This window comes from Nesterenkonia sp. HG001, assembly GCF_034438835.1.
In the GTDB taxonomy this organism is placed as follows: Bacteria; Actinomycetota; Actinomycetes; order Actinomycetales; family Micrococcaceae; genus Nesterenkonia; species Nesterenkonia xinjiangensis.
Map to the genome: position 1 here is coordinate 386,408 of NZ_JAOSZD010000001.1, position 12,791 is coordinate 399,198.

12 protein-coding genes and 1 tRNA gene are annotated in these 12,791 nt (G+C 69.8%); 10 read left to right on the forward strand and 3 right to left on the reverse strand.

Annotated elements, in window-relative coordinates:
• Window positions 1-37: 37 nt before the first annotated feature.
• The 3 genes from ODE13_RS01730 to rraA all read left to right on the forward strand — a co-directional run bounded on the left by ODE13_RS01730 (window position 38) and on the right by rraA (window position 2,804).
• Window positions 38-511, forward strand: coding sequence for a tRNA (cytidine(34)-2'-O)-methyltransferase (locus tag ODE13_RS01730; protein ID WP_322477713.1), 474 nt, complete (start codon window positions 38-40; stop codon window positions 509-511).
• Between the two features lie 72 nt (window positions 512-583).
• Entirely contained in the window at window positions 584-2,302 is a 1,719-nt protein-coding gene (locus ODE13_RS01735) for an anti-sigma factor domain-containing protein (protein WP_322477714.1), read from the forward strand.
• A gap of 31 nt (window positions 2,303-2,333) precedes the next feature.
• The gene (rraA, locus tag ODE13_RS01740; RefSeq protein WP_322477715.1) at window positions 2,334-2,804 is read left to right on the forward strand and encodes a ribonuclease E activity regulator RraA; all 471 of its coding nucleotides are present in this window, start codon (window positions 2,334-2,336) and stop codon (window positions 2,802-2,804) included.
• Between the two features lie 9 nt (window positions 2,805-2,813).
• Here the strand turns inward: rraA and ODE13_RS01745 are convergent, their stop codons facing one another.
• Both ODE13_RS01745 and ODE13_RS01750 read right to left on the reverse strand, forming a co-directional pair.
• A complete protein-coding gene (locus ODE13_RS01745) occupies window positions 2,814-3,599 on the reverse strand; it encodes a PIG-L deacetylase family protein (RefSeq protein WP_322477716.1) in 786 nt (261 codons plus the stop codon).
• Window positions 3,600-3,607: 8 nt separating this feature from the next.
• Window positions 3,608-5,617 (reverse strand): trypsin-like peptidase domain-containing protein, encoded by a 2,010-nt coding sequence (locus tag ODE13_RS01750; protein ID WP_322477717.1) that lies wholly within the window; start codon window positions 5,615-5,617, stop codon window positions 3,608-3,610.
• A gap of 247 nt (window positions 5,618-5,864) precedes the next feature.
• Here ODE13_RS01750 and ODE13_RS01755 point away from each other — a divergent pair, with 247 nt between their 5' ends.
• The 6 genes from ODE13_RS01755 (at window position 5,865) to ODE13_RS01780 (ending at window position 12,004) form a co-directional block, all read left to right on the forward strand.
• Window positions 5,865-7,409, forward strand: coding sequence for a hypothetical protein (locus tag ODE13_RS01755; RefSeq protein ID WP_322477718.1), 1,545 nt, complete (start codon window positions 5,865-5,867; stop codon window positions 7,407-7,409).
• Window positions 7,410-7,498: 89 nt separating this feature from the next.
• Window positions 7,499-8,329 (forward strand): PspA/IM30 family protein, encoded by an 831-nt coding sequence (locus tag ODE13_RS01760; protein ID WP_322477719.1) that lies wholly within the window; start codon window positions 7,499-7,501, stop codon window positions 8,327-8,329.
• 231 nt (window positions 8,330-8,560) lie between these two features.
• Window positions 8,561-9,400, forward strand: a complete 840-nt coding sequence (gene pdxS / locus ODE13_RS01765) for a pyridoxal 5'-phosphate synthase lyase subunit PdxS (protein WP_416210525.1) — start codon at window positions 8,561-8,563, stop codon at window positions 9,398-9,400.
• Window positions 9,397-9,984, forward strand: coding sequence for a pyridoxal 5'-phosphate synthase glutaminase subunit PdxT (pdxT, locus tag ODE13_RS01770; protein WP_322477721.1), 588 nt, complete (start codon window positions 9,397-9,399; stop codon window positions 9,982-9,984). The genes pdxS and pdxT overlap by 4 nt, the downstream gene beginning before the upstream one ends.
• 82 nt (window positions 9,985-10,066) lie before the next feature.
• A complete protein-coding gene (locus tag ODE13_RS01775; RefSeq protein ID WP_322477722.1) occupies window positions 10,067-11,386 on the forward strand; it encodes a hypothetical protein in 1,320 nt (439 codons plus the stop codon).
• 36 nt (window positions 11,387-11,422) lie between these two features.
• Window positions 11,423-12,004, forward strand: a complete 582-nt coding sequence (locus ODE13_RS01780; RefSeq protein ID WP_322477723.1) for a GNAT family protein — start codon at window positions 11,423-11,425, stop codon at window positions 12,002-12,004.
• Window positions 12,005-12,135: 131 nt separating this feature from the next.
• Here the strand turns inward: ODE13_RS01780 and ODE13_RS01785 are convergent.
• Window positions 12,136-12,209: transfer RNA gene (locus ODE13_RS01785), tRNA-Met, on the reverse strand.
• 158 nt (window positions 12,210-12,367) lie between these two features.
• On the opposite strand from ODE13_RS01785, the gene ODE13_RS01790 reads away from it, so the two are divergent.
• Window positions 12,368-12,784, forward strand: a complete 417-nt coding sequence (locus ODE13_RS01790) for a DUF2231 domain-containing protein (protein WP_322477724.1) — start codon at window positions 12,368-12,370, stop codon at window positions 12,782-12,784.
• The last annotated feature ends 7 nt before the right edge of the window (window positions 12,785-12,791 follow it).

Here is a 12,791-nt window from a genome sequence, read left to right on the forward strand (position 1 = left end):
GACAGGACAGTGACCCGACGGGCTTAGGATGGTCGCCGTGGACAATCCGATCAGAGTGCTCGTCGACCAGCCCGAGATTCCCGGCAACACGGGCAACCTGATCCGCCTGGCGGCCGTGACCGGGATGCAGCTGCACCTGGCCGAACCGCTGGGCTTCGACTTCAGCGACGCCAAGCTGCGGCGCGCCGGTCTGGACTACCACGATCTGGCGGTGATGACCGTCCACCCCAGCCTGGAGGCCGCCTGGGCCACGCTCGCCCCGCAGCGGATCTTCGCCTTCACCGGCGACGGTGACACCTCCCACACGGCGATCGGCTACCGTCCGGGGGACGTGCTCCTCTTCGGCCGGGAGTCCACCGGCCTGGACGGCCCCGTCAAGTCCGACCCGCGCATCACCGCGAAGGTGCGCATCCCGATGCTGCCCTCGCGACGCTCCCTGAACCTGGCCAACTCCGTCTCGATCGCCGTCTACGAGGCCTGGCGGCAGCGGGGCTTCGACGGGGCCTGGTGAATCTGTGTGGCCTCGCCGCACGTGTGCGTCGGTCCCTGAAGCCGGCCGCTGAGGTCGCTAGACTCACGAAATATGGAGACAGCTTCCCCGCGCCGTGACGGCGACCAACCTCACCCAGAGGACCAGGAGGCGTCGGGGGCGTCCGGGACGCCCATCGACACGGACGAACGCGCCTCCTCCCCCGATCCCGTCCAGCCTCCCGAGGCCGCCCAGGACCAGCCGGAGGACCCCATCTGGGGGGAGACGGAGGAGGGCACCGCCACGCCGGTGCTGTCCGAGGACCCGACCCTGGGCGAGCTGCTCACCGCGACCGCCCACGGGGACCAGGCCTCCTTCGCCGCGTTCTACGAGGCGACCGCCGACGTCGTCTATGGACTCGCCCTGCTGATGCATGAGGATCCCGACGGCGCCGATGCCTCCACCGTGGCCGTCTACCACCACCTGTGGGACCAGGCTGACGTCCGGGCGCGCGACCTGCGTCTGCAGACGGCCGCCTCGGAGATGCTCACCGACGAGCACGCCGACGCCGAGGCCAGCTACCGTCCCAGTGAGTATGAGCTCGTCCTCGAATGGCTGGTGCCCTTGGCGCACAGGATCATGGTCGAGCGTTTCCGCGACGGCTCGGCCGCCCCCATCGGTCTCACGGCTCTGCCCGACGGCCCCGGCGTCGCGGGCCTGCCCGAAGAGGTGCTGGGCGACTTCGAGGTGCTCTCCGACTCCCAGTCCCAGGCACTGGCGCTCAGCTACCTGGCGGGGGCGACGCACCAGCAGGTCGCGCAGACGGCCGGCGCGGCGATCCCCGCGGTGAAGTCCCGGCTCCGGGACGGCATGACCCGCCTGCACAGCCAGCGCGTCGCCCGCGACGAAGAGTTCGATCCGATCCTGCGCGCCGCCGTGACCCGCCGGGACCTCGAGCGCGGCACCGGGGTCAACCGCAACTTCACCCGGGAGGTCTCGGCCGACCTGCAGAAGGGTCTGCTGGTGGAGCTGGCCGAGGTCTACGCCCTGGACGCGCTCGATGATCGCGAACGCTCCCTGCTCGACGAGTTCGTCCTCGACGCCGATGAGCGCACCGCCCAGCAGTGGGACACCCGTGTGTTGGCCGCCCGCCGCACCCTGGCTGAGATCTTCACCGCCCACCCTGTAGTGCCCCCGGCGCACCTGCTCGAAGAGGTGCTGCTGGACCTCGGCGACCAGGAGGTCGGCATGGGCATGGTGGAGGAGTTCTCCTCGCACACCGAGGAGGCCCCCAAGCGCGAGCCGATCATGAAGCGCTGGATGGTGGTGACTGGCTTCGTGGTGGTGCTGCTGCTGGCGATCGTGCTGATCTGGCGGTTCACCGGCGGTCAGGACATCATCGCGGCCGCTGACGGCGCCGAGGACGCCCGCGAGCTCGAAGGTCTGGAGCTGGAGGAGGGCGGCACCGCTCGAGCGGTGTTCTCCGAGACCGAGGACGTCGGCTACGTGGACTTCGAGGACGTCGGTGCTCTGGACGGCCTCACCTACCAGGTGTGGCTGCTCCCCTCCGACGAGCGTCCGCCCAGCTCGCTGGGCAGCTTCACCGCAGGCGAGCTCGAGGATGAGGTGGTCACCCTGCGCAGCATCTCCGGCTACGACCAGCTGCTGGTCACCACTGAGCAGGTCCGCGGTGAGGAGCGACCCACCGGAGAGGTGATCGTGGAGGTGCCGCTGCGCGATCGCCTCACGGAGGGGCCGCAGTACGGCGGCGGTGGCTCCGCCCCGACCGAGGACGACGCCGAGGACGAGGACGTCACCGAGCCCGAGGACTGACACCCGCCGACGAGCTGAGGAGGAGCCGACGATGACCGTCGAGTTCACCACCTGCGACCTCTACGACGCCGACGAGTCCCTGCAGTCGGTCTCTCTGCAGATGCAGAACCTGGGCGGCCGGGCTCGGTTCCGGGGCCCGGTGCGCACGATCCGCTGCTTCCGGGACAACGGGCTGGTCAAGGCCACATTGAACTCCCCCGGTGACGGGGCCGTGCTGGTCATCGACGGGGACGGCTCGCTGGAGTCGGCCCTGATGGGTGACATGATCGCCGAGGCCGCGGTGACCCACGGCTGGGCGGGTGTGGTGATCAACGGAGCGATCCGCGACCGAGTCGCCGTCGCTCAGCTGGACCTCGGGGTCAAGGCGCTGGGCACGAACCCGCGGAAGTCCTCCAAGGAGGGCACCGGGGACCAGGACGTGCCGGTGGAGTTCGGCGGAGTGGTGTTCCGCCCTGGCGCGCGGCTGCACAGCGACGAGGACGGGATCCTCGTCGAGCGCTGAACCGACAGGTCAGAAGCCCGCGAACGTCTCCGGGCCGTTGACCACGACCCAGTGGAAGTCCTCGGCATGGCCCTCCGGGGCGCCCTCGGCCGTCCCGGCTGCATGGATCCGGCGCAGTCGGGAGAGCACGAACTCCTCCATCCGGACCGGATCTGGGTGCTGGCTGAAGTGCTTGCGCAGCGCCTCGAGCTTCTGCCCCACGTGGTCGGTCACGTCCACCCGGAGATTGATCCGTTCCTCGGGCGCCGCCATCAGCATCAGATGCCGGACCTTGAACGCCGCCAGCCCCTCCTGCTCCGCCAGCTCAGGGAAGGCGAAGGGGTTCTCCACCGCCGGATAGCTCGCCCGCACCACGGCCTCGCCGCAGGCCAGGTGATCCGGGTGTGACTTCTGCAGGCGGTCCCAGGCCCGCTCCGGATGCGGGGACATCACGACGTCGGGCTGCACCTGCCGCATCACCCGCACGATGCTGCGGATCAGGTCCGGGGTGGACTCCACCCAGCCGTCCCGCTCGTCGAGCAGGATGACCTCCTTGATGCCGAGCACGGCGGCTGCCGCCTCCTGCTCAGCCTGCCGCCGGCGCGCCATCTCGGCCCGGTCCTGGCCCACTTCGAAGCCTCCGGCGTCGCCGGCGGTGAGCAGGCACAGGGTCACCTCGACTCCCCGCTCGGTCAGCGCCGCGAGCGTGGCGGCCGCACCGAAGTCGACGTCGTCGGGGTGGGCCCCGAAGGCGAGGACCCGGCGCGCCCCGAGGGTGTCGATGAGCCACTCGGGGCTCTGCGGGGACTGGGGCATCGGATCTCTCACATCCCGCCGAGGGTGACCTCGGCCTCGTACTCCTGACCTTCGCGCAGGTAGCTGACGGTCACGGTCTCCCCTGCACGGTACTCCCTCACGGTGGCGGTCAACGTCAGGCTGTCCTCGATGCGGCGATCCCCGACCTGGGTGATGATGTCGCCGGGCTCCAAGTCAGCCGCGTCGGCCGGGGAGTCCGCCACCACTTCCTCCACGTAGGCACCGGTGGTGAAACCGCCGCCGGTCTCCAGCGGCTGCTCCCCCGCACCTGCAGCGTTGACGGTGACACCCAGCAGGCCGTGGGAGACCTCACCGTCAGCGATGAGATCCTCGGCCACGCGCTGGGCGTAGTCGATGGGGATGGAGAAGCCGACGCCGATGCTTCCCGCTTCAGCCTCGGAGATCCCGCCACCGGTGGAGGCGATCGCGACATTGACCCCGATGACCCGGCCTTCGCCGTCCACCAGCGCACCTCCTGAGTTGCCCTGGTTGATGGCGGCGTCCGTCTGGATGACATTGATGTGGATGGAGCCCTGCGAGGGGGAGTTCTCCAGGTCCGGGAAGTAGAACTCGAAGCCGTCGTCGCCCGGGTCGCCTTCCTCGGGCTGAGGTGCGTCGGGGGACTCCTCGTCCACCGCGGCAGAGGCCACCGAGATGGTGCGCTCCAGGGTGGAGATGATCCCGTCGGTGACAGTGCCGTCCAGGCCCAGCGGGGCGCCGATCGCGATCGCCCGGTCCCCGACGTTGAGGTCCGAGGAGGAGCCGAGTTCGGCCGGCTGGACCCCCTCGGCGTCGTCGAGTCTGATCACCGCGAGGTCGGAGAGCGGGTCGGTGCCGACCACCTCCGCCTGGCGCACGGAGCCGTCGGAGAGCTTGACCTGGATCTCGGCCTCGGCGGTCGCGCCGCCGAGGGTCACCACGTGGGTGTTGGTCAGGATGTGGCCCTCGTCGTCGAGGATGATGCCGGAACCTGAGCCGGCAGCGTTGGACCCTGCCACGGAGAGGGTCACCACGGAGGGTGAGGCTTTCGCCGCTGCGGCGGTCACCGCAGTGGCGCTCTCCGGATTGTTGATCTCGATCCCGGAGCCGCCGACGTCGATCTGGTCGCTGCCGAACAGGCCGACCGCGCCGGCACCGACACCGCCGCCGATGAGTCCCGCGGCCAGGACCCCGACGAGGAACAGGGGGACGCCGACACCACGACGACGCTTCTCCTCCGCGGCCCCACCAGGGTGGCCCGGGTGATCTGGGTGGCTTGACTGACCGGGCTGACCTGGCTGACCGGGCTGACCTGGGTGGACCGGCTGCCCACCTGCGGGCAGACGCGTCTGGCCGGTGGCCCAGGGGGCGGGGTGGGCGTAGCCCGAGCGGGCCTGGCCCGGCTGTCCGTAGGGCTGCGCCGGGGGGTTCTGATGCGGCTGCCTGCCATGAGGCGGTCCGTGGTGGAATTGGGCATGGAGGGACTGTCCGTGATGGGGCTGCCCGGCATAGGGCTGAACTCCGCGCGGAGCGGGATGCGGCCCTGGTGCCGCACGGTCATGACTGCCCGCGGGCGCTGCCGTGCCGGGGGCAGGCGCGGACGGCGCCGAGGGAGCAGGCGCGGCTGAACCCGATGTCGGCACGGAGCCGGCTGAGGCACCGGGGACGCTGGAGGCATCGGCGTCTGACGCAGAGGCAGCAGGGTCCGAGGTGGGCTGTCGGCCGTAGGCGGGAAGCGCCTGGGTGGGCTGATCCTCGGGCCGCTGCAGAGTACCCTGCGTGGGGTCCTCAGACGTCCGGGCCGGCTGACCGAGGCCCCTCTCCCGAGGCTCTTCGGCTTCGCCCTCATCCTGCGCCGGGTCCTGATCCTGCGCCGGGTCGTCCTCCTGGGCGATCGGACGCGTCTCCTCCGCGGGCGAGGCGGGGATCCGCTGGGTCTGCTCCCCGCTGTCCGCCGCTCGATCCTGCTGACCGCCGGGCGTCGTCGACGCCTGCTCACGGTCCTGGGACTCAGCGTGGTCCTGAGGGTCTGTAGTCATGAGAAACCTACCTTCAACCTGACGACGCCGCCCGCCGGGCGAGCGTGGGATCTCGGGCCTCCGCATAGTGCCACGGCGGCGCACTCGATGCATTGTGCTCGTCCATCCTGTGCCTTTGACGATAACTCGCTGGGTGCCACCTGTGCGATTCCTGCGTTCGGCATGACCCGCTCAGCACAGAGGTCCGCAGTCCACAGGGCCGCTCGGCCTCGTGGACGCCTCACCGGGGTGCTCATAGACTGAGCCCATGCTCGAAGCCGCTGCGCTGCCCCTGCCCCTGCCCGTCGGGGCCATCTTCGTGGGCCCCTTGATCATCGGTGCGGGGGTCCTCGTACTCATCGGCCTGGGGGCCATGTACCTCTCCGGAGGCAGGAAGCAGACGCGTCGGCTCTCCTCGGCCCCTGGCGCTCCCGGGCTGGGCCCGGGCGGTCAGCAGGGCCAGAGCGCCCCCGTCGATCCGCGGGACTCCATGCCCTTCGATCAGCTCCGTCAGCAGGCGGGCTCCCTGCTGGTGGCCGCCGACGAGGCGGTGCGTTCCTCCGAGCAGGAGATCCTCTTCGCCCAGGCCGCCTACGGGGACGAGGCCGTCGCGGTCTTCCGGGAGGACATCGAGAAGTCCAAGGGGCATCTGCGCGACGCCTTCCGTCTGCAGCAGCAGCTCGATCAGCAGCCTCCGTCGGAGGAGGCTCAGGCACGGTCGATCGTCAAGCAGATCATGGACCACTGCGAAGAGCTGGACGCCTCGCTCGATGCGCACCGCCAGGAATTCGAAGGACTGCGCGATCTCGAACGCAGCCCAGGCCCGGCGGTGGAGCAGCTCGACGAGCGCCTCACAGGCCTGGGACAGCGTCTGCAGCAGCTCGGCGCCCAGCTGCCGGAGCTGCAGGCGCGCTACGAGGGTGAGCCGCTCCGCGGGCTGGAGAAGAATCTGCACCGCACCGAGGAGCTGATCAGCCAGGCCGGAACCCAACGGGACGCCGCCCGCTCCGCCGCGGAGGAGCAGCGCACATCGGACGCCGTGGTGGCCATCCACTCCGGGGAGCAGAGCGCCGGGCAGGCCGGTGAGCTGCTGGACTCTGCGGAGCAGACCATCTCCCAGCTGCATGACGCGCGGAAGAACCTTGACGTCGGGCTCGCTCAGACGGAGCAGGACGTCGCCCAGGCCCGAGCCACCCGCGACGCCGGCCAGGCACCCGAGCTTGCCGGACCCATCGCGGCCGCCGAGGCCGCCGTCGCCAGAGTGCGCCGCACCCTGGACTCCGACGGCAGATACGACCCGCTGGACCTGCTGCTGGGACTGGAACTGGCCCACCGGGAGCTGGACGCCCCGCTGAACTCGGTGCGCGACCGGCAGGCCAAGGACCGCCGCGCCCGCGAGATGCTGCAGACCGAGCTGCTGACCGCACGGAACCAGGTGCAGTCCTCCCAGGACTTCCTCCGCTCCCGCGCCCACCGAGTGGGGACCACCGCCCGGACCCGTATGGCCGAGGCCGAGCGCTGCCTCTCCGAGGCCCAGTCCTTCGCCGAGACCCAGCCCGCCCGCGCCCTGGACTTCGCCACCCAGGCCAAGACCCTGGCCGTGCAGGCCGCCCAGATCGCCGACCGGGACCGGGCCGAGGAGAACCTCGCCGGGTCCGGAGGCTTCGGTGGCTTCGGCGGCTCCGGGCGCCACTGGGGCGGCGGCTACGGGGGCGGATACGGCACCGGGTACGGTCGGCAGCGCAGCCATGGCCGGGCCGGCCGGCGGATGATGCGCTACGGCATGCGGCACGGACGACGTCGGTGGCTCTGAGCCCGGGCCGGTTGTGCGTCGATACCCCCTGTGTCCTAGCGTGCCCACTGACTAGACTGATCTGAAACACTCCAGGAAAGGTGATCACCGTGTCCAAGCAGTCCATCTTCGGCAGGATGTCCCAGCTGATGCGTGCGAACGTCAACGCGATGCTGGACCGGGCCGAAGACCCCGAGAAGATGCTGGACCAGATGGTCCGGGACTTCACCAACAACATCGCCGAAGCTGAAGAGGCCGTGGCCCAGACCATCGGGAACCTGCGGATGATGGAGGACGACTACCGCGAGGACCTCGACACCGCGCGCTCCTGGGGGCAGAAGGCTCTGGCCGCTTCGCGGAAGGCCGACGAGTTCCGGGCGGCCGACGACCCGACCGACGCCGAGAAGTTCGACAACCTCGCCAAGGTCGCCATCCAGCGGCAGATGGACTCGGAGAGCTCCGCCCGGTCGGCTGAGCCGACGATCCAGTCCCAGCGCGAGATCGTCGACAAGCTCAAGCAGGGGCTTGAGCAGATGAAGACCAAGCGTCAGCAGCTCATCAGCAAGCGTGACGAACTGGTGGCACGCTCTCGCGCCGCCCACGCGCAGTCCCAGGTGCACGACGCCGTGAAGTCCATCGACGTCATGGACCCGACCTCCGAGGTGGGCCGCTTCGAGGAGAAGATCCGCCGTGAGGAGGCTCGGGTGCGCGGGCAGAACGAGCTGGCCGCCTCCAGCCTGGACGCGCAGTTCGAGTCCCTGGAGGACCTCGGCGAGCAGACCGAGATCGAGGCGCGGCTGGCCGCGCTCAAGGGTGGGGCCTCCACCCCGGCAGCGCTGGGGGCCGGTGCCGGCGAGTCGGGCACTGGTGTCACCGAGGCCGATCTGGCCGGCCTGGCCGAGCTGGACTCGGCACTGGAGGGCAACGAGCAGCAGAAGTGAGCGAGGACGACGCTCCGCACTGCTGAAGCGCTCTGTCAGGACACCGGGCGGGCTCAGATGACGTCTGAGGCTCGCTCGGTGTCTGTGCCCTGCGAAATTCTGCTTCAATGGACGTCTGGCAACCGTCACCTGGATCCATCGATGAGGAGTCCTTCCGTGTCCACTGAGAACACCGAGTCCCGAGAGTCCGCCGAGCAGGGCGCGACCACGGTCAACACCGGCCTGGCCCACATGCTCAAGGGCGGCGTCATCATGGACGTGGTGACCCCCGACCAGGCGAAGATCGCTGAGGACGCCGGCGCCGTGGCCGTCATGGCCTTGGAACGTGTGCCCGCGGACATCCGCGCCACTGGCGGTGTGGCCCGCATGTCGGACCCGGACCTGATCAACGGCATCATCGAGACCGTCTCCATCCCGGTGATGGCCAAGGTCCGCATCGGCCACTTCGTGGAGGCCCAGGTGCTGGAGCACCTGAAGGTGGACTACATCGACGAATCCGAAGTCCTCTCCCCCGCCGACTACGTCCACCACATCGACAAGTCGACGTTCAAGGTCCCCTTCGTCTGCGGCGCCACCAATTTGGGTGAGGCGCTGCGCCGGATCACCGAGGGCGCATCGATGATCCGCTCCAAGGGTGAGGCCGGCACCGGCGACGTCTCCGAGGCGATGAAGCACATCCGCACCATCAACGCCGAGATCGCTCAGCTGGGCTCCACGGCCGAGGACGAGCTGTACCTGGCCGCCAAGGAGCTTCAGGCGCCGTACGAGCTGGTGAAGAAGGTCGCCAAGGACGGTCGCCTCCCGGTGGTCCTGTTCGTCGCCGGAGGTGTCGCCACCCCGGCGGACGCCGCGATGATGATGCAGATGGGCGCCGACGGGGTGTTCGTCGGCTCGGGCATCTTCAAGTCCGGCAACCCGGCCGCCCGCGCCGAGGCCATCGTGAAGGCCACCACCTACTACGACGACCCCTCCGTGATCGCCGAGGTCTCCAAGGGCCTGGGCGAGGCCATGGTCGGTCTCAACGTTGCCGACGTCCCGGCCCCGCACCGTCTGGCCGAGCGCGGCTGGTGAGCCCGCGGATCGGAGTCCTCGCGCTGCAGGGGGCCGTGGCCGAGCACGCGCAGGCGCTCACGGCCTCCGGCGCCGAGGTCCGCACCGTACGCCGGCCTGCCGAGCTGGACGCTCTCGACGGGCTTGTCGTGCCGGGCGGAGAGTCGACCACGATGGCACGGCTGGCCGCCCCGGTGCGCATGATGGAGCACATCCGTGAGGCCCAGCACGATGGGCTGGCGCTGTTCGGCACCTGCGCGGGTCTGATCCTCTTGGCCCGAGAGGTGGCCGACCCGGAGGCGCTGGCCGGCTTCCCGCGCATCGGCGGACTCGACGTCGTCGCCCGACGCAACGGATACGGCAGTCAGCAGGACTCCTTCACCGAACCGCTCGACATCGTCGGTCTGGAGGAGCCGCTGGAGGCGGTGTTCATCCGCGCGCCGGTGGTCGAGGAGGTCGGAGCGGGGGTTCAGGTGCTCGCAGAGTCACGAGGCATTCCCGTGGCCCTGCGTGCAGGACGGATGTTGGCGACGAGCTTCCACCCCGAGCTGACCGATGATCCCCGTCTGCATCGCCTGTTCGTGGAGATCGCCAGGGACGCGTGAGGTGCGTCTCATCGGCATGGGCTTGTAAGCTCGTAACCGATCGCCGCACCTGCGGTCCCGCCCGCCGCGCCCCGAGGAACGCATGACTGAACACGACGACGTCAGACGGATGGCCTCTGACCCGGCCACAGACTGGGACATTCTGCACTGGATCGCGGAGAACCACCCGGAGCTCCGTCCTGAGGTCGCTGCGAACCCGAGCACCTACCCGGAGCTGCTCGAGGCTCTCGCGGATCTCGACGATCCGGCGATCAACGCCGCCCTGATGCGACGATTCTGGCCCGAGGACGAGCTCCCGGTCACGGAGGGTGCAGCTGAACCTGAACCGGAGCCAGAGTCCGAGCCGGACCCTGAGCCAGATCCCGAGCCGGATCTGCAGGAGGCCGGGATTCTGCTGCCCGGCGACGATCAGCCCCGGGAGCCGCATCCAGATCCGCTCCACGATGACGAACCTGGCGTCCTTGCCGTCGGGGCGACCGCCGCTGCGGACGATGCTGTGGACGGCGCGGACGGCGCGGACGGCGCGGACGAGGACGCCCCGGAAGCCGGGGAGCAGAGACGAGGGCGACGGGTCGGCTTCATCGTCCTAGCCGTGCTGTTGCCCCTGATCGCGGTCGGGGCGATCCTGGCCCTCGGGCTGACCCTGCTCGGTGACCGAAGCACCCCTGCCGCTGAGCAGTCGCCGGCTCCCGAACCGGAGCAGACCACCACGGAGCCCGAGGAGTCGCCGGAGCCCTCTCCTGAGGAGCCCGAGGTCGAGGGGCCCACGGTGGAGGAGGCTCGCGCCGCCCTGCAGGATCTCCCGGAGGAGACCAGCTGTGAGGACCCCGCTCAGGATGCAGAGGTCTTCGAGCTCCTGGCTGAGCGCGGCGACGAGGAGGACGCGTGGACCCAGGAGCACGCGGACCTCTCCCAGGACGTCGTGGAGGACCTCCAGGACGAGTGCGGGGACCCCTACGCCGCTCGTGTCTTCCAGCTGCTCAGCGGCGAGGGGGCCGAGCATGACGCGCTCAGCACCGCCGTGGGCGGCATGGGCACCGACTGGTTCAACTACGCCTACCCGGCCACCGGCGCCCGGGAGATGACCACCTTCTCCGCTCCCACCGGCAACGTGGTCTGCGAGCTCGGCGAGTCCCTGCGCTGCCGGGTGCTGGACCACTCCTTCGAGGCCCCTGAGGGCTGTGAAGACGGCACCACCTACCGAATCAGCGTGGACGAAGGGCCGGAGCCCGACTGCGAGAACCAGGTCTCCTCTGAGGATGAGCCGGAGGTGCTGCAGTACGGGCAGACCGCCGCCAACGGCTTCTTCGCCTGCGCATCGTTCCCCTCTCAGATGTCCTGCTGGAACCAGCTCACCGGAGAGGGCATCAACCTCTCCTCCACCCGGAACAGCATCTACTGAGCCAGCCGTGGCCGAGCCGACGGTGGGCGCCGCGCGATGACCTCCGAGACGGAACCTCTGCCGCCCTGGCCCACCGAACCCCCGCACCATGGGCGGGTGGTGCTGCGCGAGGTGCGCGAGTCCGACGTCGTGATGGCCCGCGAGCTGTCCACCGACCCCTACGTGCCGCTGATCGGCACGCTGCCGGTCCACGGGAGCACGCAGGAGCTGCTCGACTGGGTGCACCGCCAGCAGTCTCGGCATGCCGAAGGGGCGGGTTTCGCCTTCACCATCGCCGACACCGACGACGCCCCGGTGGGCCACTGCGGCCTGTGGCTGCGCCTGTTCGCCCACGGACGCGCCACCGCCGGCTACGCGCTGGCTCCCTCGGCACGAGGAAGCGGGCTGGCCGGAGATGCGCTCGCCGCTCTCACCCACTTCGGCTGGAGCCTGGAGGGCCTGCATCGGATCGAGCTGCTCATCGAACCCTGGAACACCGCCTCGGTGCGCACCGCCGAACGTGCCGGATACGTGAGGGAGGGACTGCTGCGCAGCCACCAGGAGATCGGAGGCCGACGGCGGGACATGCTGCTCTACGCCGCCGTCCGGGACGACGAGGTCACGTCCGGCCTCCGCTGACGGCCCAACTGCGGCGGGTCAGGAGCTGGTCAGTGCTCTGGCCCTGACGCTCCGCGCGGAGTAAGATGTCCGGGCACGCACGAAGACCCCTGATCTGGAATCTCTTCCGATCAGGGGCCTTCGTCTTCTCGTTGCGGGGGCAAGATTTGAACTTGCGACCTCCGGGTTATGAGCCCGGCGAGCTACCGAACTGCTCCACCCCGCGTTGACTTGTCCTACTTTACCGGTGCGTGAGCGGCATGCAAAATCGAGACGAACGATCCCGGGGTGATCTGCGTCTCCTCGGCCATGGAGCCGTGACGCTCCAGGTCAGCGTCCGGTACCGTCGGTCCCCCCAGCGCCCGCGACCCGACCGGAGCCCCCATGATCTTCGACCTGCCGATCCACCCGCTGGTGGTCCACGCCGTGGTGATCCTCGTGCCGCTGGCCGCCCTGCTGCTCGTGCTGGCCGTCTGCGTGCCCCGCCTGCGTGGAGTCTGTGGCCCGCTCGGGGTGATCCTGGCCGTGCTGGGCGCGATCTCCGCCGTCGTCGCCGACCAGTCCGGCTCGATCCTGACCGACTACGTCGGGACCCCCGAGGAGCACATCCGCTGGGGGCTGCCCACGGTGTACTCCTCCTCCGCGATGGCGCTGACCGCCCTGCTGTGGTTCTTCATCCGCCACCGAGTCGCCAGGAGCGTCTTCGGAGTGCTCACGATCCTCAGCGCGATCGCCGCGGTGACGTTCACAGTCCTGGCCGGACACAGCGGCGCAGAGGCAGTCTGGGGCGAACTGAGCTGACCGGACA